The organism is Actinomycetospora sp. (genome assembly GCF_036497245.1).
GTDB lineage: Bacteria > Actinomycetota > Actinomycetes > Mycobacteriales > Pseudonocardiaceae > Actinomycetospora.
Window position 1 is genome coordinate 15,583 of record NZ_DASXJS010000153.1, and the last position, 26,568, is coordinate 42,150.

Here is a 26,568-nt window from a genome sequence, read left to right on the forward strand (position 1 = left end):
GGTTGAACCGTCAACTACTGTACGGGCCCCAACCGTGCGGCGGCGATGGTTGTTCCCGCACGACGGCGAGGGCGCCCGCCACGTCGTCGACGACCCGGACCCCCTCCGGCAGCGGCGGCCGGTCGACCAGCACCACGGGCACCCCGAGCTCGCGCGCCGCGACGAGCTTGGCCTCGGTCGCTCCCCCGGAGTCCTTGGCGACGACGACGTCGACGCGGTGGCGGCGCAGCAGCGCGCGCTCGTCGTCGAGGGCGAACGGGCCGCGCGCGAGCAGGAGCTCGGACCGCGTCGGCAGGGCGTCCGGAGCCTCGATCGCGCGGACCAGGAACCAGGCGTCGACGTCGAGGAACTCCCCCACGCCCTGCCGCCCGATCGCGAGGAACACCCGCCGGAACCCGACGACGGCGGTCGCCGCGGCACCCGTCGTCGGGACCCGGCGCCAGTCGTCGTCCGGCCCCTCGGCCCACCCGGGCCTGCGGAGCACGACCCACGGGGTGCCGACGCGGGCGGCAGCCGCGGCGGCGTGCCCGGTCATGCGCGCGGCGAAGGGGTGGGTGGCGTCGACGAGCAGGTCGACCTCGGACAGCGCCGCGGCGAGGCCGTCGACGCCGCCGAAGCCCCCGGTGCGGACGTCGCCCGCGGGCAGGCGGGGATCGCGGGTGCGCCCCGCGAGCGAGGTGGTGACGACGACGTCGGGCTCGGCCGCGAGCGCGTCCGCCAGCTCGCGGGCCTCCGCGGTGCCGCCGAGCACGAGCACGCGTCGCGGGGTCACGGGCTTCGCCGCCCGGAACGAACGACTCGTTCGTGCACATAGAGGCCACGAACGACTCGTTCGTTCACCACGGGAGCCCGCCTCACGCCCGCTCGCGCGCGGCCGAGTAGAGGTGGCTCTCGCACCCCTGCTCGGCCATCCCGACCACGGGCCCGACGACGATCACCGCGGTCCGCCGGATGCCCGCGGCCTCCACCCGGTCGGCGATGTCGGCGAGCGTCCCCCGCACGACGAGCTCGTCGTCCCGGGACGCGCGCGCCACCACCGCGACCGGCTCGGACGCCGGCCGGTGCTCCCGCAGCGCGGCCACCACCTCGGCGCAGCGCTGGACCGCGAGGTGCAGCACGAGGGTCCCGCCCGCGGCGGCCCACACGTCGAGCGACTCCCCCGGCGGCATCGGCGTCGCGTTGGCGGCGTCCCGGGTCAGCACGACCGACTGCCCGACGCCGGGCACGGTCAGCTCGGTGCGCAGTGCCGCGGCGGCCGCCGAGAACGCGGGGACGCCGGGCACGATCTCCCAGGGCACCCCGGCCGCGTCGAGGCGGCGGGACTGCTCGGCGACCGCCGAGAACACGGCGGGGTCGCCGCTGCACAGCCGGGCGACGTCCTCACTGCGGGCGTGCGCCGCGACCAGCTCGGCGACGATCTCGTCGAGGGTCATGCGCGCGGTGTCGACCTTGTGGGCGTGTGGCGGGCAGTGCGCGAGCAGATCGTCGGGGACCAATGAACCGGCGTAGAGGCACACCGCGCTCGTCGCGATCGCGCGCAGGCCGCGGATCGTGATCAGGTCGGCCGCGCCGGGGCCCGCACCGACGAAGCGGACGGTCACGAGTTCCTCCAGGGCGGGGTGATCGACGACGGTTCCCGGACGTCCAGTGCCTGCAACGAGTCGTTCCTGGCACCCGGCCCGCCGCCGCCGTCGGGACCCACGTGCAGCACCCACTGGGTGACCGGGGCGAGGGCCTTCCACCCGAGATAGCGCCCGACGGGGGTCGCACGGGACACCGCGATGCGCCGGATCGTCCCGCCGTGCTCGCCGAGGGCGGCGGCGAGCGCGGCCTCCCCCTCGATCGTCACCGCGTTGGCCACCAGCCGCCCGCCGGCGCGCAACGCGGTCCGGCAGGTGTCGAGCATCCCGGACACCGACACCCCGCCACCGACGAACACCGCGTCCGGGGCGTCGAGCCCGGCCAGCGCCTCGGGCGCTCGTCCCTCGACCACGCGCAGCGCGGGCACGCCGAGCGTCTCGGCGTTCGCGGTGATCCGGCCGGCGCGGTCGGAGCGCGCCTCGATCGCGATCGCGCGCGCGGTCGGCTCGACGCGGCACCATTCGATGCCGATCGAGCCCGCTCCCCCGCCGACGTCCCACAGCAGCTGGCCGGGCAGCGGGCGCAGCGCGGCGACCGACAGCGCCCGGAGCTCGGCCTTCGTGAGCTGGCCGTCGTGGTCGTAGGCGCTGTCGGGGAGACCGGGGGCTCGACCGAGGAGATCGTCGTCGGGCAGCGCGGGACAGGCGACGGCGACGACGGCGAGCGGGTCGTCCGTGGGCGCGTCCCAGTCGGCGGCGACGCCGTCGGTGCGCGACTCGTGCTCCGCGCCCAGCGAGGTCAGCACCGTCATCCCGGCCTGCCCGTATCCCGCCCCGACGAGCAGCGCGGCGAGCAGGCGGGGCGTCTCCCCCGAGTCGGCGAGCACCAGCAGGCGCCGGCCGGGCGCGAGCGCGGCCCGGACGGCGGCGAGGGGACGCCCGACCGCGGACACCGTCACGACGTCCTGCTCCGTCCAGCCCAGCCGCCCCGCCGCGAGCGCGAGCGACGACGGGTGGCCGACGACGGCGGCGTCCGGGCGGTGGCGCAGGACCGTCGAGCCGATGCCGAAGAACATCGGGTCGCCACTGGCGAGCACGACGAGCTCCGCGCGGGCGTGCCGGTCGAGCAGTCCCGGAAGGGCAGGCATCAGCGGGGAGGGCCAGGACTCGCGCTCGGCGGTCACGGTGTCGGGCAGCAGATCGAGCTGGCGCGGGGCACCGAGCACGACCGCGGCCTTCTCCAGCGCCGTGCGGGCGGGCGGGGCGAGCCCGGGCCACCCGTCGGCGCCGATGCCGACGACGGTGACGCTCATGAGGCGTTCGGGTGACGATCGCGGGCACGCACGGCGGTTGACCCTAGGTGCTCGATCGGCCGATGTCCCCGGTCGCCGGACGTGACGAGCGTCGTCCTGCTCAGCCCTTCGACGCCACCTCGTCGGCGTACTTCTTCGTCATGTGGTCGACCGCGGAGAGCTGGGACGCGGCGTACTCGTCCCGCTTCCCCCCGGCCCGCTCCTTGGCCGCCCGGGTCGACTCCGCGTGCGAGGTCCCACCCCAGGTCGTGCCCTGGAAGTGCGGCATGACCTCCTGGGCGATGAGCTCCCACGACCGCTTGGTCGCCTGCGGGTTGGCCCACTCGTGGCCGAGCAGGAGCATCGCGCCGAAGCCGCCGGACTGGTCGGCGAGGCGCTGGACCTGGGCCCGGGCGTCCTCGGGCGTCCCGATAGCGCCGACCCCGGCCTCGTTGATGAAGTCGATCATCTCCTTGACGTCGCCGCCCTCGACCGCCATCTGCGGGAAAGCCGCCGTCTTCTGGAAGTACCGGAACCAGGCCTCGATGCCGTACTCGACCTCGCGGTAGGCCTGCTCCTTCGTCTCCGCGACGTGCATGAGGCCGACGAGGCGCCACTTGTCCCGGTCCGGCTCGGGCTGCCCGTAGTGCTCGGCGCGCTCCCGAACGACGTTCCAGTGGTGCGCCAGCGCGTCGAATCCGTCCTGGGTCAGCGTCGCGCCGATGTTCAGCAGCCCGACGCCGTGCCGCCCGGCCATGCGCGGCCCGGTCGGCGACGCCACGGCCGCGACGGCGATGTCGAAGCACGGCTCGGTGTAGGGCCGCAGCTGCAGTCGGGCCTCGATGAGGTTGTGGGTCTTCGTCTGCTCGGTGACGACCTCACCGGCCAGCAACCTCATGATGATGTCGAGGTTGACGTCGAGGAGCTCGCGGGTCTCGGTGGGGTTCAGCCCGATCATCGACGAGTCGGACGGCAGGGACCCGGGCCCGACGCCGAGCATCGAGCGCCCGCGGGTCAGGTGGTCGAGCAGGACCATCCGGTCGGCCACCCACAGCGGGTTGTGATAGCTCGCCGAGGTCACGCCGGTCCCGAGCCTGATTCGCTTCGTCCGCTCGGCGGCCGCCGCGATGAAGATCTCCGGCGAGGCGATGATCTCGCTGCCCGCCGAGTGGTGCTCACCGATCCACGCCTCGTCGAACCCGAGTGCGTCGAGGTGCTCCATGAGCTCCAGGTCGCGCTGCAGGGCGAGGGTCGGGTTCTCCCCGGCTCGGTGGAAGGGGGCCAGGAACGTGCCGAATCGCAACCTGCTCACGCGTCCTCCTCGACGTCGGGGCCGTTTCCCGAACGTAAGCCGGATCACACGCTTGTGTCCATGATGTGCCTGACCCGATGTGAGACGTCAGGCGGCCGCCTCGCACCGATGCACGATGTGCGCCACGGCCGGTGGGCCGTACGCCGCGGCGACCCGGCCGATCAGCACCCGCAGCTCGTCCCCGGGCCAGTCCGGGGGCCGCAGCTCGTGCGGCAGCCCGGGGTCGCGCAGCAGGTCGACGAACACCGCGTTGGTGAGGTGCACGATCCGGCGCAGCGCATCGGGGCCGGGCGCGGGGGTCGGCGCGTCGAGAGCGGCGTGCAGGGCCGGCAGGTGGGCGCGCAGGTCGGCGGCGAGATCGTCGAGGGCCCAGGCCCGCCGGGCCATCGCGGCCGCCGTCGCGGTCCCCGTCGCACCATGATCACCGGGACGTCGCGGTTCCGGACGCCCACCGCCCGGAACCGCTACGTCCCGGTGATCATGTTCGGCCGGAGTGGGGTCGGCCGGATTCTGACCGGGCGTGCCGTCCTCCGGGAACCCGCCCTCGACCGCGAGCCGCCCGAGCACCACCGACGCGCCCGGCGGGGCGTCGGCGAGCACCTCGGCGAGCGCCGCACTCCGGTCGACCGGGCTGATCAGCACCCCCGGCTGCCACGGCGCGTACCCCACGAGCACCGCCGTCCGGCGCAGCCGGTCGCGGTACGGGCGGGCCGACTCCGGGACCTGGTGCAGGAGGGTGTGGAACGAGCCGTCCCAGGTCGACGACTCGCCGCGGTCGTCGCGCAGGCGCTCGACGGAGGCGCGGAACGCCCCGGCGAGGTGGTGGTCGACCTGCCGTCCCCGCGGGGTGGTCACCAGCTGCCCCTGCTCGCGCATCCGGGCCAGCGCCCGGCGGGCCGCCGGGGGCGCCAGCCCGAGGTCCCCGAGGAGCGCCACGAGGGCGGGCCCGGGCAGCGCCGATCGCCCGGACATGCCGAACAGGGCGGCGACGAGCGCCGCGGGCGAGCCCTGCCGCGAGGCCGCTTCCTGTTGTACGGTTCTGCTCACGATCGGGAGTCATCCTGTCACAGTTCCGGGGGCGCCGTGCTGACGAAGATCCTTCCGTGGGTACTGATGGCCGTCCTGGACATCGCCGCCCCGATCGTCGTCTACGGCGTCGCCTCGGGCGCCGGCCTCGGAGATGTCCCGGCCCTGCTGCTCAGCGCCATCGGGCCGGCGGTGAACGCCGTGATCTCGGTGGTGGTGCGTGGGCGGATCGACGAGTTCAGCGCCTTCATCCTCACGATCATCATCGTGGGCGCGGCGACGTCGCTGCTGTTCTCGGACGCGCGGTTGCTGCTGCTCAAGGAGTCGGTGGTGACCGGCGTCCTCGGGCTGCTCTTCCTGGCGAGCGTCCCGACGAATCGGCCGGCGATCTTCCTGTTCGGCCGCCGGTTCGCCACCAACGGCGACCCCGAGCGCATCGCCTGGTGGAACGGGTTGTGGCAGTTCCCGCTCTTCCGGCGCACGCAGCGCCTGATGACGACGATGTGGGGTGTCGGCCTGCTCGGCGAGGCCGTGGTCCGCATCGTGCTGACCTACCAGTTGCCCGTGGCGACGATGGTCGTGGTCAACGCCGTCGTCCCCGCCGTCGTCATCGGGGTGCTGGTCGTCGCGACGTTCATCTGGGGCAAGCGGGCCGGGAAGGCCGGGGAGGCGCGGGCCGCCGCGGCGGCGCAGGCCACCTACGGCCGGAAGGCCGTACCCCCGGCGACGGCGTAGAGCCGCCCCTGCTCGTCGACCAGTTCGGCGCGCCCGACCCGCAGCCGCCGCCCGCCGTGCTCGACGACCACCCGGCACATCACCGGCGTGCCCGCGGCGCGCACCGGGCGGATGAAGCTCACCGAGAAGTCGTCGGGGATCACGTCGAGGGCGTGCGAGAGCCCCCGCGCCGCCAGGCCCGCGAGCGCGCCGCCCTGCACGACGCCCGCCGAGTTCATCGCGGTCGCGTCGGGGTGGGCGATCATCGTCGTGCCGTCGCGGGTGGGGTCCTCGCCGCGGTGGGGCATGAGCATCCGCCACGGGGTGGGGCGCGTCGACCAGGCCGGAGCCATGCGCCCGTACCGCCCGGCGAGCTCGTCGGTGAGCGCGGCGTTGCGCCCCACGCAGCGCGCGACCGCACGCCCCTCCCGGTCGACGACCGTCGCCGAGCTCAGCCCGACGCCGTTGTTCGCGTCGTCGAGCTGCGCGGTCGCGCACAGCTCCTCGCCCGACAGCGGTCGCCCGAGCAGCTGCACCCCCAGCCGGACCGTGACGATGCGGTCGCCCGCCCGCAGGGTGCTCGAGTAGGACACGCCGAGCACGAAGTCGGCGAGGATCAGCAGCGACTCCAGCAGCCCGTCACCGGGCACCGTCGGCATCCGCGCCGAGCAGGAGCCGCGCTCGAGCGAGGTCAGCTCGGCGTGGGTGGCGGCGTGCACCGGGGCCAGCGGAGTCCCGTCGGCGACGAGGCCGCGCAGCACCGCCAGCGGGCTCGGGTCGTCGCTCACGCGGCGATCATGCCCGGTCCGTTCCGGGCGGCGACGGTCGGGCGCCGGGTTCCCGCACCCGACCGTCGTGCCCGGCGGAGGTGACGCGGACGCTCAGCGCACCCCGGCGGACACGGGCACCGTCACCCCGGTGAGCTCCTCGCAGGCGGCGAACAGAGCCCGCTGGACCTCGCGGTCGTGGGACGCGGCGGTCGACCCCACCGGGATCGGGTGGCCCGACGTCTCGCCCCAGCCGTCCGGCCCGACGTACACCCCGCCGGGCAGGTCGGGCACCGTCGCCGCGTACAGCTCCGGCAGGGCGCCCATCTCGGGACCCTGGGCGAAGAAGCGGTTGCCGAGCCCCATCAACGCGTCCTGGAACGACTCGGTGCGCGACTGCAGGTTGGTCGCCGAGTAGCCGGGATGGGCGGCCATCGAGCGCAGCGAGGAGCCCGCGGCGACGAGGCGGTACTCCAGCTCGTAGGCGAACATCAGGTCCGCGAGCTTGGACTGCCCGTAGGCGAGCCAGCGCTGGTAGCGGCGGCGCTCCCAGTTGAGGTCGTCGAGCCGGATCGAGCCGAACCTGTGCATCACCGACGACATCGTGACGACCCGATCGGTGATCCGGTCGAGCAGCAGGCCGGTCAGCGCGAAGTGGCCCAGCACGTTGGTGCCGAACTGCATCTCGAAGCCGTCGGCGGTGCGCTGCTCCGGGATCGCCATCAGCCCGGCGTTGTTGACGAGCACGTCGACCGGGCCGACCCGGCCGGCGAACCGCCGGACGGAGCCGAGGTCGGACAGGTCGAGCTCCTCGACGGTGGTGGTGCCACCGACGCCGCCGCGGGTGATCTCGGCGGCCGCCTGCTCGCCCTTGTCGGTGTTGCGGCAGGCGAGCACCACCCGCGCGCCGTGCGCGACGAGCTCACGGGCCGTCACGAGGCCGAGGCCGGAGTTCGCTCCGGTGACGACGTACGTGCGGCCGGTCTGGTCGGGGATGTCGGCAGAGGTCCAGGGAGCCATGAAGGTCCGGGTACCCGCCCGTGAGCGATTTTCGTCGTCCGCACGACGAAATCCGCTCACAGGGCGTGGGCGATCTCCCGGTACACCGCCGCGTTCACGCACAGCCCGAGGTGGCTCCCCCGGACGACGACGTTGCTCACCGCCCCCGGGTCGGCGCCGCTCCCCGGCCCACCACCCGCGGGCGCCACGCACGACTCCGGCCGCACGATCCCGTCCTCGCTGGTCCGGATCGACGTCAGCGGCACGGGGCCGACCCGGCGCAGGTCCGCACCGAACGCACACGGGCACGACGTCGTCAGGCACTGCGGGCGGGCGGGTCGCCACAGGCTCTGTCCCAGGCGGGCCCACCCGACGGCGGCGAGGGTCAGCACCGAGGCGTCGAAGGGCGACGAGAGCGGGCTCCCGAGGGTGATCACCGCCCGGACCCGGCTCGGGCGGCGGACCGCGACCGCGTGCGCGAGCAGCCCGCCGCGGCTGTGCCCGATCAGCGCGACCGGGCGGCCGGATCGCTCGGCCACGTCGCTCACCCGGCGGTCGAGCCGGCGGACCGCGGCCTCCGAGCAGTCGACGTTCCAGGCGATGCCCGAGCGGTAGGTCCGGTGCCCGATCCGGCGCAGCCACGCGCGCAGGACGGCGAGCGACACGTCGCCCGCCCCGAACCCGGGGACCAGCACGACGGGGGCGCCGTCACCGTGCGGGACACCGACCCCGCGGTGGACCTGGCTCCCGAGCAGCGCGGCGAGCTCGAGCTGGACCCGGGCCTCGCCGAGCACGTTGCCGCGGAACGGCGGGATGCGCGGTGCCGCCTCGTCCGGGACGCGCGACGCCGCCGCCCCCGGGACGTCCGGCCGCGCCGCCACGCCGAGCGACGCTACCCGGCGTCGCGCGCGCACACCGTGGGATACTGGCGATGTGCACCTCACCGGCGAAGCGGATGCGGTCGGCGTCGACGGCGATCACCGGGTCTGCGCGGCCATCGAGGCCCTGCCGGACCGGGCGACGATGCACGGCTGGGTCTCGCGCTTCGCGCTGCTCGCCGACCCGACGCGGCTGACGCTGCTGCTCTGCATCCACGAGGTCGGCGAGATCTGCGTGTCCGACCTCGCGCTCGCGGCGGGTCTCAAGGACTCGACGACGAGCCAGGCGCTGCGCCTGCTGCGCGCGCAGAACCTCGTCAGCGCGCACCGCGACGGCCGGGTCGTGCGTTACCGACTCGCCGACCCCGTCGTCACCGATCTGCTCGACCGCATGCACCAGGGCCCGTACGAGGAGCTCGGCGCCGCGGCCGTCACCCCAGGAGCTTCTCGAGGATCTCCGCGAGACGCTTCGCCTCGATGAGGAAGGCGTCGTGTCCGTAGGGCGACTCGATGCGCTCGACCGGGCCGGACGTCGGGATCAGCTCCGCCAGCTCCTCCTGCTGGTGCAGCGGGTAGAGCCGGTCGCTCGTGGAGCCGGCGACCACGGTCCGGGCGGTGATGCGGCCCAGCGCGTCGGCGGTGGAACCGCGGCCGCGGGCCACGTCGTGGCCGTTCATGGCCGCCGTCAGGGCGACGTAGGACCCGGCGTCGAACCGGTGGACCAGCTTCTCGGCGTGGTGGTCGAGGTAGGACTCCACCGCGAACCGGCCGGGTGAGGACGCGTCGTAGGGATCCTCGCCGGGCTGCGGGCGCCGGCCGAAGCGGGTGTCGAGCTCCTCGGCGGTGCGGTAGGTGGAGTGCGCGATCCGGCGCGCGACGCCGAGCCCCACGTGCGGGCCCTGGCCGCGCGGCCGGTCGTGATAGTCCCCGCCGCACCAGTGCGGGTCCTCGCGGATGGCCGCGAGCTGCGGCGACGCCCAGGCGATCTGGTCGGCCGACGCCGACGCCGAGCACGCGAGCAGCAGCAGCCGCTCCACCCGGTCGGGGTGGGTCACCGCCCACTCGACGGCCCGCATCCCGCCCATCGACCCGCCGAGCACCACGGCCCAGCACGCGATCCCGAGCTGGTCGGCGAGCCGGACCTCGAGAGCGACCTGGTCGCGCACGCTGGTGGTCGGGAACCGTGACCCCCACGGCTGCCCGTCCGGCGCCCGGGACGCGGGCCCCGTCGTGCCCTGGCAGCCGCCGAGGACGTTGGGCGCGACGACGAACCACCGGTCGGTGTCGATGGCGAGCCCGGGCCCGATGACGCCGTCCCACCAGCCCGGCGTGGGATGGCCGAGGCCCGCGGGACCGGAGACGTGGCTGTCCCCGGTCAGCGCGTGCAGGACGAGCACCGCGTTGTCCCCGCTGAACTCGCCCCACGTCTCGTAGGCGACGGTGACGTCCGGCAGCGCCGCACCGCCCTCGAGCGGCAGCGGATCGGGCAGGGTGACGAAGCGACGCCGACCCACCGGGTCCCCCTCCCGCCACGCACCGGTGGCGGGAGGGAGGACCGGCACGGTGTCGGTCGCGGGCGGGGCGCCGGGCGAGCCCGCGGCACGGCCTCCGGGGAGCAGTTCGGTCACACCGCCGACTTCGCCGCGGTGAACCCGGCCTCGAGGTCCGCCTTGAGGTCCTCGACGTACTCGATCCCGACGGCCAGCCGGACGAGGCCGGGTGTCACGCCGGAGGTGGCCTGCTCCTCGGGGGAGAGCTGGCTGTGGGTGGTCGACGCCGGGTGGGCGATGAGGCTGCGCACGTCGCCGATGTTGACCAGCTGCGAGTGCAGGCTGGTGCCGTCGACGAAGGCCCGGCCGGCCTCCACGCCACCGCGCAGGTCGAACGACACGATCGCGCCGACACCGCGGGGCAGGTACTTCTTGCCCGCCTCGTACCACGGGCTCGACGCGAGCCCGGCGTAGTAGACCTTCTCGACCTCGTCGCGCGCCTCGAGCCACTCGGCCAGCGCCTGCGCGTTCGCCACGTGGCGCTCCAGGCGCAGGGACAGCGTCTCGATGCCCTGGATGATGAGGAACGCGTTGAACGGCGAGATCGCGGCACCGGTGTCACGCAGCACCTGGACGCGCAGCTTGGCGGCGTAGGCGCCCGGCCCGAGGGCCTCCCAGTACTTCAGACCGTGGTAGCTCGGGTCCGGCTCGGTGAAGCCCGGGAAGCGGTCGCCGTGGGCGCCGAAGTCGAACGTCCCGGCATCGACGACGAGGCCGGCGATGGTGGTGCCGTGCCCACCCAGGTACTTGGTGGCCGAGTGGATCACGATGTCGGCGCCGAACTCGATCGGGCGGAGCAGGAACGGCGTCGGCACCGTGTTGTCGACGAGGAGCGGGACGCCGACCTCGTGCGCGACCCCCGCGACCCCGGCCACGTCGAGGACGTTCGAGCCCGGGTTGGCGATCGTCTCGGCGAAGAACAGCTTGGTGTTCGGGCGAGCGGCGTTGCGCCACTGCTCGAGGTCGTCCTGGTCCTCGACGAAGGTGACCCCGATGCCGAGCTTGGGCAGCGTGTAGTGGAACAGGTTGTACGTGCCGCCGTAGAGGCTCGGGCTCGACACGAAGTGGTCGCCCGCCTCCGCGATGTTCAGGATCGCGGCCGTGGTGGCCGCGGAGCCGGACGCGAACGCCAGGGCCGCGACGCCACCCTCGAGCGCGGCCACGCGCTTCTCGAGCACGTCCTGCGTCGGGTTCATGATCCGCGTGTAGATGTTGCCCGGCTCGGCGAGGCTGAACAGGTCGGCCCCGTGCTGGGTGTCGCGGAAGACGTACGACGTGGTCTGGTAGATCGGCGTCGCCCGTGCACCCGTGGTCGGGTCGGGCTCGGCGCCTGCGTGCACCTGCTGGGTCTCGAAGGACCAGTTGGCCTCAGGGGTGCTCATGCGCTGGGTTCTCCTGTCGTGAGAGGGGTTCTCGGGGATCAGTCGACGGATCGGACGCCAGGGCGACAGAACTCGTCGAAGGCGTCGATGCGACGACTGGGCCAGAACTCGTCACGAACGGGCTCGAGCACGGCGGTGTGGAGCACGCGGTACAGCCTAGTAGGTCGGCCGTCCGGCCGTGAGCACTCGCGTGGGTCACCCCACCGGCACCCCGGGAGACCCCGCCACCGCGAGCAGCTCGTCCCGTGGCGAGGCCGAGGAAGGGGTGCGCCCCGGGAGCAGGATCCCGACCTGGCGCCACAGCTCGGCCCGCGGGACGAGACCGGTCAGCACCTCGGCCGCCAGCTCGTCGTCCACCGGCGCCGGCGTCCCCGCGAGAGCCGCGAGCGCCTCCGCCCCGAGCGTGCGGGCGACGACGAGCTGCCAGAGGTACTCCTCGCCGGAGCAGTCCCCGAAGGAACAGTGCACCGGCGCGTCGAGGTCGGCCACCGCGCCCGCGGCGTCGCGGGCCGCCACCCCGAGCCGCGCGAACGCCGCCGCGGGGTCGGCGCCGAGAAGGTCGCCGTCGAACGCGTCCGGCCCGTGCTCCGCCATGGTCCGACCGGCGAGCATCGCCGGGATCCACGCCTCGTCGCGCGCGAGGTGGGCGACGGCCGCACCGACCGGGGTGCCACCGGGCGGGTCGGTGGCGAACACCGGGCGCACCGTGCCGCCGCCCGAGCCCCCACCGACCCCCGCGACCGCCTCCACCATCGCGCGGTCCGCCCGGAGGAAGGTCTCTGTCACGGTCATGGCTGCTCCTCGCCGTACTCGGCCGGTGGACCGCACCACGGTCGCGCCCGAGGCGGTCAGGTGCTGTCCTCGACCGCATGCCCCGCCGTCTCCGTTCCCGGCCCGGAACCGTGGCGACGACGGTCACGCCGATCGCCACGACGTACGCGGCCAGCGCCGCGATCATCGGGCCGGTGAGCGACACGGTGCCGCTCACGGTGAGCAGGGCGCCGCAGACCGCGGCCCCGAGGGCACCCCCGGCCTGCCGGGCGGTGGTGAGCACGCCGCTGCCCAGCCCGGTGCGGGCGGCGTCCACCCCGGACATCGTCACGGCGGTCATCGCGGGCATCGCGAGCGAGCAGAACCCGAGCACGGCCGCCCCGACGGCCACGAGCCACAGCGGCCCCGTCGACCCCGCGACGGCCAGGATCGCGGTGCCCAGCGCCCCCATCGCGTAGCCGGCGAGCATCGGGGGACGCGGACCGACGCGCGCGGTCAGCCGCGCCGACAGCGTCGACCCGATCCCGACGGCGACCGTGAGGGGCAGCACGACCAGTCCGGCGCGGAAGGCGCTCTGGCCGAGCGGACCCTGCAGGAACAGCGAGATCGCGAGCAGCGCGCCGTAGAGGCAGAAGTTGAAGAGGCCGCCCGCGGCGGTCCCGCCCGAGAAGGCGCGGACGGAGAACATCGACATCGGCAGCATCGGCTCGGCTCGCCGTCGCTCGGTCACGACGAGGAGCACGCCCCCGAACCCACCGGCGGCGACGAGGCCGAGGGAGAACGGGTCGGTCCACCCGCGCTGCCCGGCCTCGATCAGTCCGCCGGTGAGCGCGCCGAGCGCGACGACCCCGAGGGCGAGGCCGACGACGTCGGTGGAGCGCTCGCGGCGGGGCGACTCGACGACGGCGAGACGGGTCAGCAGGAGGGTCCCCGCGCAGACCGGGACGTTCACCAGGAAGATCCACCGCCAGTCGGCGACGGCGATGAGCGTGCCGCCCAGCACCGGGCCGGTCGCCATCCCGAGACTGCCGATGCCGCCCCAGACGCCGAGCGCGCCCGCCCGCCGCCCCGGGTCGGGGAACTGGCCGACGATCAGGGCGAGCGAGGACGGCAGCAGGCCCGCGGCGCCGAGGCCCTGCGCGGTGCGCGCCGCGACGAGCCACCCCACGGACGGGGCGAGGGCGCAGGCGGCCGAGGCGAGACCGAACACCGCGAGGCCGAGCAGGCACACCCGCCGCGCGCCGTAGCGGTCGCCGAGCGAGCCCGCCGTGAGCATCCCGGCCGCGAGGGCGACGGTGTAGGAGGCGACGATCCACTGCTGGTCGCCGATCCCGCCGCCGAGGTCGCGCCCGATGCTCCCGAGCGCGACGTTGACGACGGTCGCGTCGAGCTGGACGACGAAGAAGGCCAGGCTGAGGGCGACGAGGGCGGGACGGGGCCGGGGCCGCGCGGGGGCCGTCCGCTCGGGTGTCGTGGTCGCGGTCATGACTCGACCGTCTCCCGGGATCGGTTCGACGTGGGTCGAACCGGTGCGCTCACCTGGCGCAGCCACCTACCGAGGCGCCGCCACCTCGGCGAGCCGCCCGTAGGTCAGGGCGTCGGCCGAGGCGAGCGCGGACCAGTCGCCGGACTCCGCCACCGCCCCGACGAGACCGGCCGCGTGGGCCAGGGCCGCCCGGTAGAGCGAGGACCCGAAGCTGATCCTCCGGACGCCCGCCGCGGCGAGCTCGTCCCGGTCGGGGCCGAGGGCCGCGGAGGCGAGCAGGTTGACCGGGGCCGGCGCCCAGCCCCCCACCACCTCCCCGATCAGCGCCCGGTCGTCGACCGAGGGGGTGAACCCCGGGATGAACAGACAGGTCGCGCCGGCACCCAGGTAGCGCTCCAGCCGCGCACGGGCGTGGGCCGGGCGCTCCGCGGGCTCACCGACCCCGTTCCAGAACACGTCGGTGCGCGCGTTGAGCACGACGTCCGGGTCCCGGCGGGCGATCGCCTCCGCACTCGCGGCGACGATCTCGGTCTGGAGCCCGAGGTCGCGCAGCTCCCCGGTGGCGGGGTCGGTGTCCTCCAGGTTGATGCCCGCGGCGCCGAGGGCGACGGCCTCCCCGACGACGTCCGCGACGGCCTCCGGGGTGTCGCCGAAGCCGGCTTCGAGGTCGACGTTGACCGGGATCGGGTCGACGGCGCGGATGATCGCGGCCGCGGCGGAGAGCGCGCCCGACCGTCCGATGCGCTCGCCGTCGCGCAGGCCGAGCGTCGCGGCCGCGGCGGCACTCGAGGTGCCGACCGCCGGGGCCTGCCGGGCGAACAGCCGCGCACTCGCCGCGTCCCACGCGTTCGGCATCAGGAACAGGGCGTCGTGCAGGTGACGGAAGCGCGCGGCGCGCGATCCCGGGTGGTCGGCGGTCATCACCGGGGCCTTCCGGTCGAGGGGTGCACGAGGTCGTCAGGCCGCGGCGAGCCCGAAGTGCTGCGCGAGCGCGTCGGCGCCCGCGTCGGTGACCGCCACGCTCCGGTTCGTGTCGCGGCGACACACCCACCCGCGGTCGAGGAACACCCCGAGCAGGTTCCGGCCGAGGCGCCCGCCGAGGTGGTGGCGCTGCTCGCTCCAGTCCACGCAGTACCGGACGAGCGGCCGCTTCCCGACGGACACGTCCACCCCGAGGCCGCCGAGGAAGTCCCACCCCCGGTCGGTGACCTCGTAGTCCAGGTCGCGGCCGTGGCCGGTGGGGGTGTCCTCGACCGCGCGGTCCGGGTCGTACACGCCGTCGCCGCCGGTGAGGTGGCCGTGCTCGATCATGCCCCCCATCACCGCGACGCCGAGCCGGCCCGCGAGGTGGTCGTAGCAGGTCCTGGCCGCGCGCAGCTGCGCGGCACCGGGTCCCCTCCCGCAGCGAGCGCACGGGTCGCGTCGGGCCGAGACGCGTCATGATCTCGAGGAGCTCGCCGACGGGGGCACCGGCGAGCCGGTAGTACCGGTGGCGCCCGTGCTGCTCCACACGGAGCAGGCCCGCCTCGACGAGCTTGGCGAGGTGGCTGCTCGCGGTCGGCCGGGACACGTCGGCCTCGTCGGCCAGCACGCTCGCGGGCAGCGAACGGCCGTCGTCGAGGGCGAGCAGGATGCGGCACCTCGCCCGGTCGGCCAGGACCGCCCCGACCGTGGCGATCTCGACGTCCCCGTGCCGGACCTCGGTCACGATGACCTCCGTCTGCGTCGTCTCCCGGTGGCGGACCCACGGTAGGACGGTCTCGGTTCGACGTGGGTCGAACCGTCAGGGCTCCTGGAACGGCGGGTTCAGGGAGAGCGGGGTTCAGGGACGCAGCTCCTCGGTGGGGAGCCCGAGCGCGGCGACGATCGGCTGGCAGAGGTCCCCCAGCGCGGGCAGGCCGTCCTCGCCGAGCGGTTCGACGACGAGCCGGCGGACCGTGGCCACGTGCGCGGGCGCGGCCGCGGTGAGGTGGTCCCGGCCGGCGTCGGTGAGGGTCGCGACCGTGAAGCGCCTCCCCCGCCCGGTGCAGACCGTGCGGCGCACCCAGCCCCGGTCCTCGAGCCGGGTGACCGCGTGCGAGGTGCGGGGCAGGGAGCCGTTGGCCATCTCGGCGACGTCGCTCATGCGCAGCGTCTGCTCGGGAGACACCGAGAGCCGCGCCAGGACTGATGCTCATGCACACGGCGGTCGCCACCGCCGTCGTCCTGGGCATGCGCGAGGCCTGAGCCGGACCGGTCAGCCGGCGGCCGGCCCGGACACCGCCGCCTCGGTGACCACCGGATCCCCGACCGCGATCGGCCCCGAGGTCAGCACCCGGCACACCGCTCCCCCGCGCCCGTGCATCGCCCGGCGCGCCCCCGGTCCGACCGAGGTCTCCATGACGCGGCACGGCGCGGCCTTGCGGACGACCTCGAGATCGACGCCCCCGATCCTGAGCCGCGCGCCCGGCGTCGTCGGCACCCGACCGTGGTCGAGCGTGATCGTGCGCCGGGTCCCCGCGGCGGGCACCGGAGCTCCCCGCGCGGTCGCGGCCTCGCCGAGCTCCTCGAGCGACTGGACGGAGACGTGCCGGTGGCGGGTGCCGAAGTAGCGGTCCCCGACGATGCCTCGCCCGGCCTCGGCCTGCACCCGCTCCACCGCCACCATCGGCGCCCTGCGCTCCGGCGCCACGTGCAGCGCAGCGACCCGGGCATCCACGATCACCAGCGTACGAGGCCCCCCGACGTGGAACGAACGACTCGTTCGTGCATCTAGAGGCCACGAACGCGTCGTTCGTTCCACGGAGCCGGGCCCACTCTTGACAGGCTGCCAACAACAGGCGCACCGTGATCGGCATGGTCGAGAGCGAGGGCACCGACCACGACGTCGTGGTGATCGGGTCCGGTTTCGGGGGCGGTGTCGCCGCCCTGCGCGCGGTCGAGAAGGGCTACCGGGTCGCGGTCCTGGAGGCCGGCCGCCGCTTCGCCGACCACGAGTTCGCCCGCACCTCGTGGCACCTGCGCGACTTCCTCTGGGCGCCCCGGCTGGGCTGCCACGGCATCTTCCGCCTCGACCCGCTGCGCCACGTCCTGGTCCTCTCCGGGGCCGGGGTCGGCGGCGGGTCGCTCGTCTACGCGAACACCCTGTACCGCCCGCCGGCCCGGGTCTTCGCCGACGGCAGCTGGCCGGACGTGACCGACTGGCACGACGAGCTCGCCCCGTACTACGACCAGGCCTCACGCATGCTCGGCGTCACCACCTACCCGCGTACCTCGGCCGCGGACGCCGTGATGCGCGACGTCGCCGAGGAGATGGGCGTCGGCCACACCTACCGCCGGGCCGACGTCGGGGTGCTCTTCGGTGAGGAGGGCACGGCGCCCGGCACCGACGTCCCCGACCCGTACTTCGGCGGCGCGGGTCCCGCCCGGCGGACGTGCCGGCACTGCGGCGAGTGCATGACCGGCTGCCGGCACAACGCCAAGAACACCGTCACGAAGAACTACCTGCACCTCGCCGAGACCGCGGGCGCCGTCGTCCACCCGCTCACCACGGTGACCGCGATCCGCCCCCGGCACGGCGACCTGACCGGGGCGTCCGGCTACGAGGTCGAGGTCCGCGAGACGCCGCGTCCCGGTCGATCAGGGGGCCGGCGGGTCCTGACGGCGGGTCAGGTCGTCGTCGCCGCCTCGGCGCTCGGAACCCAGCGGCTGCTCCACCGCCAGCGCGAGCACCTGCCGCGGATCTCCGGACGTCTCGGGCACCACGTGCGCACCAACTCCGAGGCGATCCTCGCCGCCCGCACCCCGGACCCGGCGGCCGACTTCACCGACGGCGTCTCGATCACCTCGTCGATCCACGTCGACGAGCACACCCACGTCGAGCCGGTCCGCTACGGGCACGGTTCGAACCTGCTGGCGCTGATGTCGGCGATGCTCGTCGACGGCAGCCCCGACGCGGCGGACCCGACGATCGGTCGGCGCGGCCCGACCTGGCGTCGTGTGCTCACGTCGCTCGCCACGCGGCGCCGCGAGCTGGCCCTCATCCACCGCCCGAAGCACTGGTCGGAGCAGTCGATCGTGCTGCTGGTGATGCAGGCGCTGAACAACTCCCTGACCCTGCGCCCGCGCCGGTACCTGCCCGGACTGACGAGCGCGGCCGCCGACGGCGAGGGCAACCCGCCCTGGATCCCCGCCGGGCACGAGGTCGCCCGACGGGTCGCGCGACGGATCCGCGGCGTACCGGTGGGGGCGGCCTCGAGCCTGGCCAACATCCCGGTCACCGGTCACTTCCTGGGCGGCGCGGTGCTCGGCACCACCCCGGAGGACGGCGTCGTCGACCCGTACCACCGTCTGCACGGCCACCCGGGGGTCCACGTCATGGACGGCTCGACGGTGCCCTCGAACCTCGGCGTGAACCCCTCGCTGACCATCACCGCGCTCGCCGAGCGGGCGATGTCGGCCTGGCCCAACGCCGGCGAGGAGGACCCGCGCCCCGCCCCGGGCGAGCCCTACCGCCGGGTCGCGCCGGTCACGCCGCGCCGGCCCGCGGTGCCCGAGGACGCCCCGGGCGCGCTGCGCCTGCCGCTGCACGTGGTGTCGGGATGACGGCCCCCGAGAGCGTCGTCCGGTCCGCCGAGGGCGAGGTCCCTCCTCAGGGTGCTGCCCTGGTCGCCGCGTCGCCCGGCCGCCGCCTCGACCCCGACGCCCGACGCGCGGAGATCCTCGAGGCCGCGCTGCGGATCTACGCCGAACGGCCGTACGCGGACGTGTCCACCACCGAGATCGCCCGGGAGGCCGGCGTCGCCCGCGGCCTGCTGAACCACTACTTTCACACCAAGCGCGCCCTCTACCTGGAGGCGCTGGACATCCTGCTGACGATTCCCGAGGCGGCCGCGACCGATCTGCCCGGGCACACCCGCACCGAGCGCGCGGGCGCCGCCGTCGACTGGTTCCTCGACACCGTCTCCACCCGGCGCGGCCTGTGGCTGTCGGTGGGGGTCGGCGGGGCGGGCGGCGATCCGGACGTGGACGCGGTCGTCGAGGGGGCCGACGAGACGGCCGCCGACCGGGTGATCGCGGCGCTCGTCCGGGATCGGGACACCGCCTCCGACCCCACGGGCGACGAGGCCCTGCGTGCCCGTGTCCGGGCCTTCTTCGGTCTCGTGCGCGCCGCGTCCCGCGAGTGGCTCGTGCGCGGCTCGCTCGACCGCGCCGGGGTCCGCGACCTGCTCGTCACCGCACTCGTCGCCCTGCTACCCCCTCAGGAGGACCCATGACCGGCCCGACCACGACCGCACCCCTCGATCTCGGTGACCGCGAGTTCTGGGCCGCCCCCTGGCCGGAGCGCTACGCCGGGTTCGCCGCCCTGCGCGCCACCGAGGGGCTCCCGGGCTACGCCGAGCCGGAGTTCCCCGGGTTCGAGCCCGGGCCGGGGTTCCGGGTGATCACGCGGCACGCGGACGTCGAGGAGGTCAGCCGCAACCCCGGCCGGTTCTGCTCCGGGAGCGGCGCGGTGTCGATCCTCGACCTGCCCGCCGAGGCCCACGAGTTCTTCGGTTCGCTGATCAGCATGGACGCCCCCCGGCACACCAAGATCCGGCGGATCGCCGCGGGCGCCTTCACCCCGAAGCGGGTGGCCTCGCTGATCGACGACGTCGACCGCATCGCCGACGAGGTGCTCGCCCGGGCCCGCACGACGGCGGCCGCGCACGGCGGCGAGTTCGACCTGGTCACCGAGATCGCGGCGCCGCTCCCGCTGCTGCTGATCTGCGACATGATGGGCATCCCGCAGTCGCGCCGCGAGGACGTCTTCACCTGGTCGAACATGATCCTCGCCGGGGACGACCCGGAGTACGTCTCCGACAACCCGCTGCAGGACTACCTCACCGCTGGCGGCGGCCTCTCCGGGCTGATGACCGAGCTCGCGGCCGACGCCGAGGAGAACCCCCGCGACGACGTCCTGTCGGCGCTGGTGCACGGCGAGGTCGACGGGGAGCGGCTCTCGCCCCAGGAGATCGCGTCGTTCTTCATCCTGCTCTGCGTCGCGGGGAACGAGACCACCCGCAACGCCGTCACCCACGGGGTGTGGGGGATGCACCAGGATCCCGCGGCCAAGCAGACCTGGATCGACGACATCGAGGGGGTCACGCCGACCGCGGTCGACGAGATCGTGCGGTGGGCCTCCCCCATCAACTGGATGCGCCGCACCGTCGTCGCCGACACGACCGTCGGGGACGTCCCGGTGACGGCGGGCGAGAAGCTGCTGCTCGTCTACGGGTCGGCGAACCGGGACGAGACGGTGTTCACCGACCCCGACCGGCTCGACCTGCGCCGCGCCCCCAACCCCCACCACGGCTTCGGTGCGCACGGCCCGCACTTCTGCCTCGGCGCGCACCTGGCCCGCCGCGAGGCGGGCGTGATGTTCCGCCGGCTGCTCACCGAGATGACCGACCTCGAGGTGATCGGGGAGCCGGACCGGCTCTCGTCGATCTTCGTCAACGGGATCAAGCACCTGCCGGTGCGCCTGCCGTCGGCGGTCTGAGGCCCCCTGGCGAGGGAGGGCCACGTGGACGAACTTTCGTGGGGCAGGTGGCCGTAGACGCGTGCGCTGATGCCGACGTCCGCTCGGCACGCCCCGTGCACGGGCGGTGAGGCATCGGGTGCGACCACTGGTCCGGACCGGTTGCTCACACACAGTCCATCCATGGCCCTCGCGATCCGGCGGCGACCAGGGCAGGGGTCGCCGCCGGACCGTGGCCGGAGCCGTCCGGCCATCGAGGGCCGGGTGGTCGGCGCGGTGACCACCCGGCGGGTCGACTCCCGGGCGGCGGACAGCGCCCCCGCCGGGCGTTGAGAATCCCTCCACCGTCGTGGCGGGACATGCACCTCATCGTCCCCGCGGTGACCGCGTTACGGCCGCTCCGGGGCCGCGGGAGCTCTCACTGAGTTGGCTCAGCGCGACTAGACCGAGCGGCCGTGCGCATCCATCCGAACGCGCCGCGTGACCGACGAGGGTCACGATGCGGTAACGAGCCCATCGGGAGGGGCCGGACGGGGGTTACGCACGTCCTCCGAGGATTCACCTCGGTCGCAATGAGTGACACTCGACGCATGACCGGCGAATCGCTACGCGTCGAGTTCCGGCGCCAGGTCCGCGAGCGGGTACTCGACACCGCCGCGGCGCTCACCGTGGAGCGCGGGTGGGACCGGGTGCGGATCGGCGAGGTCGCCGTCGCCTCCGGGGTCTCCCGCCCCACCCTCTACCGCGAGTTCGGCACCAAGGACGGCGTCGGCGAGGCCCTCGTCGCCCGCGAGGCGGACCGCTTCTTCACCGGGATCGCCGAGCAGCTCGAACAGCACGAGGACCCGTCCGAGGGCGTGCGCGCCGCGGTCCGCTTCACGCTCGACGAGGCCGGCGGCAATCCGCTGCTCCGGGCCATCCTCACGGGCAGCCGCAGCGGCGACACCAGCCTGCTGCCGTTCCTCACCACCCGCGGCGACGCGATCATCACCGGCGGCAACGCGCTCGTCGGCGACTGGATGCGCCGTCGCCGCCCCGACGTCGAGCCCCGCACGGTCGCCGACGCCGTCGACGCCATCGTCCGGCTGACGATCAGCCACCTGGTCTCCCCCGGCCTGAGCCACTCCGACGCCGCCGACCGGCTCGCCCGGCTCACCTCCTGCCTGATGGCCGACCCCTCCCGGGTCTGACCGGATCGCTCCTCCCGCTCCGCCATCGAGAGAGCACTGCTCCGTTCTGAAACAAAATCTCTGTCTTGTTTCTACTGCGACGCGCTGTCACAGTAATTCGGGACGACGTGACCCGGGACGCGAGGAGACCGACGATGACCGTCGAGCAGGCACCGGACGAAGCACTCGAGCAGCAGGAACCATGGCGCGACAAGCGCCGCTACCTGTGGCCGCTCGGCACCGTGATGCCCGCCCTGCCGATCGCGGGGTACGGCCTGGTCCACCTCACCGGGCTGAGCCTGTTCTGGTGGCTCGGCCCGATCATCCTGTTCGTGGTCCTGCCCGCGCTGGACCTGCTGATCGGCCGGACCAGCGACAACCCGCCCGATTCCGAGCGCGCCCGCCTGGAGGCCGACCGGTACTACCGGTGGATCACCTACCTGTTCCTGCCGGTGCAGTACGTGAGCCTCGTCTTCACCTGCTGGGTGTGGGCGACGCAGGACCTCGGGTTCGTCAGCAACCTCGGCCTGGCCCTGACGATGGGCGTCGTCTCCGGCATCGCGATCAACACCGCGCACGAGCTGGGACACAAGCGCGAGGAGAACGAGCGCTGGCTCTCCAAGATCGCGCTCGCGAGCTCCGGGTACGGGCACTTCTACGTCGAGCACAACCGTGGCCACCACGTCCGTGTCGCCACCCCCGAGGACCCCGCGAGCTCACGCTTCGGCGAGAACTTCTGGACCTCGTTCCTGCCCCGCACGGTCTGGGGGAGCCTGCGCAGCTCCTGGCACCTCGAGGTGAAGCGGTTCTCGCGTCACCAGCAGAACCCGTGGAGCCTGCGCAACGACATCCTGATCTCCTGGGCCATGACGATCGTGCTCTTCACCGCGCTGTTCCTGGTCTTCGGCGCCGGCGTGCTGCCCTGGCTGGTCGTGCAGGCCGTCGTCGGGTTCACGCTGCTCGAGATCGTCAACTACCTGGAGCACTACGGCCTCAAGCGCGGTCGTCGTGAGGACGGGCGTTACGAGCGCGTCGACCCGCGGCACAGCTGGAACGCCGACCACACCGTGTCGAACCTGCTGCTCTACCAACTGCAGCGCCACTCCGACCACCACGCGAACCCGATCCGGCGCTACCAGGCGCTGCGCCACTTCGAGGAGTCGCCGCAGCTGCCCTCGGGCTACGGGACGATGATCGTCGTCGCCGTGTTCCCGCCGCTGTGGCGCCGGATGATGGACCCGAAGGTCGTGGCCCACTACGACGGCGACCTCACGCAGGCCAACATCATGCCCCGCAAGCGGGCGAAGATCCTCGCGCGCTACGGGCTGACCGACACCGCCTGACCGAGTCTCTCCCCCGTCGCTCCGCTCGCCCTGTGCCTCTCCCCCGTCGCTCCGCCCGCCCTGTGTCTCTCCCCCGTCGCTCCGCTCGCCCTGTGTCTCTCCCCCGTCGCTCCGCTCGCCCTGTCCAGCACGTTCCCGACGAGGACCCGCACCCGGTGCTCCGGGGCGGGTCCTCCGTCGTGTCCGGGGGACGCGGGCTCGAACAGCGCCCGGTAGTACAGCGGCGCCAGCACGCCGTCGACGACGGCGTCCACGTCCGGGACGTCGCCCCCGCGGCGGCGTTCGTGGTCGAGCATCGCCGTGATCTGGGCCCGACGGTCCGCGGTGCAGGCGCACGAGGCCGCCTCCCCCGCCCCGATCGACGCGCGCATCAGCGCGAGGGTGTCCGGATCGGCGAGGTCGCGCGCCACGTCGGTCGCCCACCGCTCGAGGTCGCCCGCCAGGCCGCCGGTGTCAGGGACGACGACGTCCCCGGTGAACCGGTGCTCGGCGACCGCGGCCAGGAGCTCCGCGAGGGAGCCCCACCGCCGGTAGACCGTGGTCGCGTGCACGCCCGCGCGCGCCGCCACCACCGGGATCGTCAGGTCCTCGGTGCGTACGCCCTCGGCGACCAGGTCCTGAACCGCGCGGTGCACCGCCGCGCGCACGCGGGCCGACCGGCCGCCCGGCCGCGTCCCCGCACCCTCGCTGAGTTCTGCCACGACCCCGAGTGTTCCACGTCGCCGGAATGAACGCAGTGATCGTTGCCTTAACCGTGCTAGCGTCGCCGCAGTATTAACGCAGCGATCATTGCGATCGCGTTCGACGAGGGAGCCCCATGCACCCGAGAACCCGTGCCCGGCTGTTCGCGGCCGCGGGCGGCATCGTCGTCCTCTTCCCGGCCGCCTCGAGCGTGCCGAGCCCGCTCTACCCTCTCTACCAACAGCTCTTCGGATTCTCGGCCGCGACGCTCACGGTCGTCTTCGCCGTCTACGTCGCGGGCCTGCTGGCCTCCCTGCTCGTCGTCGGAGCGCTGTCCGACCACGTCGGACGCAAACCGGTCCTGGTCGGAGCCCTCGTGCTCGAGGCGGCCTCGTTCGCGGTGTTCCTCGGCGCGGGCGGCGTCTCGGCCTTGCTGGTCGCGCGCGTGATCCAGGGCGTCGCCACGGGGGCGGCGATCACGACGCTCGGCGCCACGATGGTCGACCTCGCCCCGCCCGAGGCCCCGCACCGCGCCGGGATGGTCACCGGCGTCGGGACGCTCGCCGGGCTGGCCGCGGGCGCGGTCGGCGCGGGCGCACTGATCCAGCTCGCCCCGTCACCGACGCGGCTGGTGTGGATCGTGCTGCTCGCCCTGCTGGCCGTGTCCGCGGTCGTCGTCGCCGTCCTGCCGGAGACCTCCGGGCGGCGGCCGGGCGTCTGGGCGTCGCTCGTCCCGAGGGTCGGGGTGGCGCCGCGCCTGCGGGGCGAGGTCCTCGCGGTGACCCCGGTGCTCGTGACCAGCTGGGCGCTCGGCGGGCTCTATCTCTCGCTCGGTCCGTCGATCGCGGGGGCGCTGCTCGGGGTGTCCTCCCACCTGGTGGGCGGGCTGGTCGTGACGCTGCTCTGCGGGACCGGAGCGCTGGCCTCGTTCCTGCTGCGCGACCGGCCCGTGCGCTCGCTGGTCGCCCCCGCGGCGGGACTGCTCGCCGGCGGCACCGCGGTGACCCTCGTGGGGTTCACGACCGCCTCGCTGCTGCTCACCGCACTCGGCACCGTGGTCGCCGGGGTCGGATTCGGTGCGGCCGCACTCGCGTGCTTCGGCGTGTTCGCCGAGATCGCCGGCCCCACCGAGCGCGGCGGACTCTTCGCGCTCGCCTACGTCATCGCCTACACCGCGTTCTCGGTGCCTGCCGTGGCGGCGGGGATCGCCAGCGGCATCGTCGGACTCGCGACGGCGGCCGAGGTCTACGGCGCCGTCGTGGTCCTCCTCGGAGTCGGGTCGGCCGTCCTCACGCTCGCCCACGATCGACGTCGCGTGGTCACGGAGCCGGTACCGGTGGTCGTCGGGTCCCCGTGCGAGTGACAACGAATCTCGACGCACCGTCACCGGCCTCCTCGTCGTTGTGACTGTCAGCGCACGCTGACCTTCGCATACCCCCGCTGCATCGTCCCCGTACGGACGAGTCCGCAACGCAACGTGTCAACTCAGCTGCCTGAGCCGAAGCTGAGGAGGGAATCCCATAGGAAAGCTTTGGTCTCGGGCTGATCGACTTGGGGAAACGTTTGCCGGATTCACAGATATGTGCGTTTCACTCGACCGGGTGACAGCTCACGCACAGCTCGCTCTCATGTTGTGATCCCACCGTGACCTCGCCTCGCCACCCGGTGAGGGTCGTTCTTCCCCCGAGAGGACACATCGATGAGCTTCGGTCTCCTGCAGCACCTCGCTCCCCCGCGCCACAAGCACCACCACCACCGTGGCTGCAGCTGCCACCAGTGCAAGCCGCCGCAGCACTGCGCGCCCAAGGAGTGCAAGCCGAAGTCCTGCTGCGACGACTGACCTGACCGCTCCGGAGGCGGGCACGTCGCCCGCCTCCACGGTCACGACAGCGGCCCGGCGCTGACCGGGTCGATGCAGAGGCTCGCGGCCCGCCCGACCACCCGCCGTCCCACTCCGGACGCCGGAGGGTCGGGCGGGCTCCCCCGGGCTCGAGGCCCGGGGTCGTTCGAGGGGAGACGGTGGGCGCGCACTCGACACTGGTCGACGGGATGACAGCGGTGGGTCCGGACGAGGCCCCCGGGACGGGACACGGTGGCGTCGGGGGCGCTGCTGATCCCGGGTCCTCCCGGGGACAGGACGGTGGGCGCGCGACCGCCCCGGACGAGTCCGACGGTGCCTCCAGGGCCTCGTCGCCGGGTTCCGGCGACACCCCGGAGGCACCGTCGCTCACCCTCCGGACGATCATCCGGCGGTTCTGGCCCTACACGCGGTCCGACCGCCTGAAGCTCGTCCTCGCGTTCCTCGCCATGGCCGCCGCGACGGCGTGCGACACCGCCGTCGTCACGATGTTCGCGCGCATCGTCGACGGGGCGACCGTGTCCCACACGATGGACGCGGTGTGGCCTTCGGCGATCGAGTGGCTCGCCCTGACGGCGTTCGGTGGCGTGCTCTCGGTGATCGGCGGGTTCCTGCTCGTCGGCGCCGCGGAGCGCTTCGTCTTCCGCCTGCGCCACGACGTCTTCGCGCATCTCCAGCGCCTCGGGCCGGGGTTCCTCGGCACCCATGCGACCGGCGACCTCATGTCGCGGCTCACCACCGACGTCGACGGCGTCGAGGTGCTCGCCTCCTCGGGCATCGTCACCACGGTCATCGCCGTCGGCACCGCCATCGCTTACGCGGTCGCCGCCGTCCTGGTGCAGTGGCAGCTCGCGGTGATCGTCGTCGCGCTCGCCCCGCTGATGTGGCTGACGAGCCGCATCACCGGGCGCTTCACCAAGACGGCCGCCCGGGTGGAGCGCCGGGCCGCCGGTGAGGTCGGGACCGCCGTCGAACAGGCGCTGTCCAACCTGCCCCTGATCCAGGCGTACGGCACGGAGGCGACGGAGAGCGCCCGACTCGACCGGCACAGCGAGACCTGGTGGCGCGCGCGGGCCCGCGAGAGCCGCCTCCAGATGATCTACTCGCCGATCTCGACCATCATCCAGAGCGGTGCGCTGCTCGCGGTGCTCATCGCCGGTGCGGCCTTCATCGCGACGGGCGAGCTCACGGTCGGGGGCCTGTTCGGGTTCGCCGCCTACCTCGGCTACCTCTACCCGCCGCTGTCCCAGCTCGGCTCGCT

26 protein-coding genes and 2 pseudogenes are annotated in these 26,568 nt (G+C 74.0%); 10 read left to right on the forward strand and 18 right to left on the reverse strand.

Annotation, left to right across the window (positions count from 1 at the left end; all coding sequences use genetic code 11):
• Positions 1-10: 10 nt before the first annotated feature.
• From VGI02_RS16590 to VGI02_RS16610, 5 genes are all read right to left on the reverse strand, one after another.
• Positions 11-772 (reverse strand): cobalt-precorrin-6A reductase, encoded by a 762-nt coding sequence (locus VGI02_RS16590; RefSeq protein ID WP_331628774.1) that lies wholly within the window; start codon positions 770-772, stop codon positions 11-13.
• Positions 773-854: 82 nt separating this feature from the next.
• The gene (cobM, locus tag VGI02_RS16595) at positions 855-1,601 is read right to left on the reverse strand and encodes a precorrin-4 C(11)-methyltransferase (protein ID WP_331628777.1); all 747 of its coding nucleotides are present in this window, start codon (positions 1,599-1,601) and stop codon (positions 855-857) included.
• Positions 1,598-2,893, reverse strand: a complete 1,296-nt coding sequence (gene cbiE, locus VGI02_RS16600) for a precorrin-6y C5,15-methyltransferase (decarboxylating) subunit CbiE (RefSeq protein ID WP_331628779.1) — start codon at positions 2,891-2,893, stop codon at positions 1,598-1,600. Before cbiE ends, cobM begins: the two co-directional genes overlap by 4 nt.
• Positions 2,894-2,993: 100 nt before the next feature.
• Positions 2,994-4,184, reverse strand: coding sequence for an LLM class flavin-dependent oxidoreductase (locus VGI02_RS16605; protein ID WP_331628781.1), 1,191 nt, complete (start codon positions 4,182-4,184; stop codon positions 2,994-2,996).
• Positions 4,185-4,271: 87 nt separating this feature from the next.
• Positions 4,272-5,231, reverse strand: coding sequence for a PaaX family transcriptional regulator C-terminal domain-containing protein (locus VGI02_RS16610; protein WP_331628784.1), 960 nt, complete (start codon positions 5,229-5,231; stop codon positions 4,272-4,274).
• Positions 5,232-5,297: 66 nt separating this feature from the next.
• Here VGI02_RS16610 and VGI02_RS16615 point away from each other — a divergent pair, with 66 nt between their 5' ends.
• A complete protein-coding gene (locus tag VGI02_RS16615) occupies positions 5,298-5,945 on the forward strand; it encodes a VC0807 family protein (RefSeq protein WP_331628786.1) in 648 nt (215 codons plus the stop codon).
• Here VGI02_RS16615 and VGI02_RS16620 read toward each other — a convergent pair.
• From VGI02_RS16620 to VGI02_RS16630, 3 genes are all read right to left on the reverse strand, one after another.
• Positions 5,909-6,712, reverse strand: a complete 804-nt coding sequence (locus tag VGI02_RS16620) for a PaaI family thioesterase (protein ID WP_331628787.1) — start codon at positions 6,710-6,712, stop codon at positions 5,909-5,911. The two genes, VGI02_RS16615 and VGI02_RS16620, sit on opposite strands and share 37 nt — an antisense overlap.
• Before the next feature lie 93 nt (positions 6,713-6,805).
• Positions 6,806-7,711, reverse strand: coding sequence for an oxidoreductase (locus tag VGI02_RS16625; protein ID WP_331628788.1), 906 nt, complete (start codon positions 7,709-7,711; stop codon positions 6,806-6,808).
• A 56-nt stretch (positions 7,712-7,767) separates the two neighbouring features.
• Positions 7,768-8,571: an esterase/lipase family protein gene (locus VGI02_RS16630; protein ID WP_331628791.1), complete on the reverse strand. Its 804-nt coding sequence runs from the start codon at positions 8,569-8,571 to the stop codon at positions 7,768-7,770.
• 52 nt (positions 8,572-8,623) lie between these two features.
• Between VGI02_RS16630 and VGI02_RS16635 the strand changes: the two genes are divergently transcribed.
• Positions 8,624-9,049: an ArsR/SmtB family transcription factor gene (locus VGI02_RS16635; RefSeq protein WP_331628793.1), complete on the forward strand. Its 426-nt coding sequence runs from the start codon at positions 8,624-8,626 to the stop codon at positions 9,047-9,049.
• Here the strand turns inward: VGI02_RS16635 and metX are convergent.
• The 9 genes and pseudogenes from metX to VGI02_RS16680 form a co-directional block, all read right to left on the reverse strand.
• Entirely contained in the window at positions 9,000-10,130 is a 1,131-nt protein-coding gene (metX, locus tag VGI02_RS16640) for a homoserine O-acetyltransferase MetX (RefSeq protein ID WP_331628824.1), read from the reverse strand. The genes VGI02_RS16635 and metX overlap by 50 nt on opposite strands.
• A 62-nt stretch (positions 10,131-10,192) precedes the next feature.
• The gene (locus VGI02_RS16645) at positions 10,193-11,500 is read right to left on the reverse strand and encodes a bifunctional o-acetylhomoserine/o-acetylserine sulfhydrylase (RefSeq protein WP_331628795.1); all 1,308 of its coding nucleotides are present in this window, start codon (positions 11,498-11,500) and stop codon (positions 10,193-10,195) included.
• 195 nt (positions 11,501-11,695) lie between these two features.
• Positions 11,696-12,292: a hypothetical protein gene (locus VGI02_RS16650; RefSeq protein WP_331628826.1), complete on the reverse strand. Its 597-nt coding sequence runs from the start codon at positions 12,290-12,292 to the stop codon at positions 11,696-11,698.
• A gap of 166 nt (positions 12,293-12,458) precedes the next feature.
• Positions 12,459-13,757, reverse strand: a pseudogene (locus tag VGI02_RS16655) (DHA2 family efflux MFS transporter permease subunit); the annotation flags it as partial.
• A 66-nt stretch (positions 13,758-13,823) separates the two neighbouring features.
• Positions 13,824-14,678: an isocitrate lyase/PEP mutase family protein gene (locus VGI02_RS16660; protein ID WP_331628797.1), complete on the reverse strand. Its 855-nt coding sequence runs from the start codon at positions 14,676-14,678 to the stop codon at positions 13,824-13,826.
• A gap of 36 nt (positions 14,679-14,714) precedes the next feature.
• The gene (locus tag VGI02_RS16665; RefSeq protein WP_331628799.1) at positions 14,715-15,068 is read right to left on the reverse strand and encodes a hypothetical protein; all 354 of its coding nucleotides are present in this window, start codon (positions 15,066-15,068) and stop codon (positions 14,715-14,717) included.
• 199 nt (positions 15,069-15,267) lie between these two features.
• Positions 15,268-15,465: pseudogene (locus VGI02_RS16670) on the reverse strand (ArsR/SmtB family transcription factor); the annotation flags it as partial.
• Between the two features lie 114 nt (positions 15,466-15,579).
• The gene (locus VGI02_RS16675) at positions 15,580-15,882 is read right to left on the reverse strand and encodes a MarR family winged helix-turn-helix transcriptional regulator (protein ID WP_331628801.1); all 303 of its coding nucleotides are present in this window, start codon (positions 15,880-15,882) and stop codon (positions 15,580-15,582) included.
• A 111-nt stretch (positions 15,883-15,993) separates the two neighbouring features.
• On the reverse strand, positions 15,994-16,455 hold the full coding sequence (locus tag VGI02_RS16680; RefSeq protein WP_331628803.1) for an MOSC domain-containing protein: 462 nt from the start codon (positions 16,453-16,455) through the stop codon (positions 15,994-15,996).
• A 137-nt stretch (positions 16,456-16,592) separates the two neighbouring features.
• Between VGI02_RS16680 and VGI02_RS16685 the strand changes: the two genes are divergently transcribed.
• From VGI02_RS16685 to VGI02_RS16705, 5 genes are all read left to right on the forward strand, one after another.
• Entirely contained in the window at positions 16,593-18,341 is a 1,749-nt protein-coding gene (locus tag VGI02_RS16685; RefSeq protein WP_331628805.1) for a GMC family oxidoreductase N-terminal domain-containing protein, read from the forward strand.
• Positions 18,338-19,012, forward strand: coding sequence for a TetR/AcrR family transcriptional regulator (locus tag VGI02_RS16690; protein ID WP_331628807.1), 675 nt, complete (start codon positions 18,338-18,340; stop codon positions 19,010-19,012). The genes VGI02_RS16685 and VGI02_RS16690 overlap by 4 nt, the downstream gene beginning before the upstream one ends.
• A complete protein-coding gene (locus VGI02_RS16695) occupies positions 19,009-20,277 on the forward strand; it encodes a cytochrome P450 (RefSeq protein ID WP_331628809.1) in 1,269 nt (422 codons plus the stop codon). Before VGI02_RS16690 ends, VGI02_RS16695 begins: the two co-directional genes overlap by 4 nt.
• A 569-nt stretch (positions 20,278-20,846) precedes the next feature.
• Positions 20,847-21,446 carry a TetR/AcrR family transcriptional regulator gene (locus VGI02_RS16700; RefSeq protein ID WP_331628811.1) on the forward strand — a complete coding sequence of 200 codons (600 nt, stop codon included), beginning with the start codon at positions 20,847-20,849 and terminating at the stop codon, positions 21,444-21,446.
• A 134-nt stretch (positions 21,447-21,580) separates the two neighbouring features.
• Positions 21,581-22,768: an alkane 1-monooxygenase gene (locus VGI02_RS16705; RefSeq protein WP_331628813.1), complete on the forward strand. Its 1,188-nt coding sequence runs from the start codon at positions 21,581-21,583 to the stop codon at positions 22,766-22,768.
• Here VGI02_RS16705 and VGI02_RS16710 read toward each other — a convergent pair.
• Positions 22,744-23,469 (reverse strand): TetR/AcrR family transcriptional regulator, encoded by a 726-nt coding sequence (locus VGI02_RS16710; protein ID WP_331628814.1) that lies wholly within the window; start codon positions 23,467-23,469, stop codon positions 22,744-22,746. The two genes, VGI02_RS16705 and VGI02_RS16710, sit on opposite strands and share 25 nt — an antisense overlap.
• Before the next feature lie 116 nt (positions 23,470-23,585).
• On the opposite strand from VGI02_RS16710, the gene VGI02_RS16715 reads away from it, so the two are divergent.
• The 3 genes from VGI02_RS16715 to VGI02_RS16725 form a co-directional block, all read left to right on the forward strand.
• Complete coding sequence (locus VGI02_RS16715) at positions 23,586-24,812, forward strand: MFS transporter (RefSeq protein WP_331628816.1); 1,227 nt, start codon at positions 23,586-23,588, stop codon at positions 24,810-24,812.
• A 336-nt stretch (positions 24,813-25,148) separates the two neighbouring features.
• Complete coding sequence (locus tag VGI02_RS16720; RefSeq protein ID WP_331628818.1) at positions 25,149-25,289, forward strand: hypothetical protein; 141 nt, start codon at positions 25,149-25,151, stop codon at positions 25,287-25,289.
• Between the two features lie 209 nt (positions 25,290-25,498).
• The coding region (locus VGI02_RS16725; RefSeq protein WP_331628820.1) for an ABC transporter transmembrane domain-containing protein at positions 25,499-26,568 on the forward strand (1,070 nt) is incomplete at its 3' end.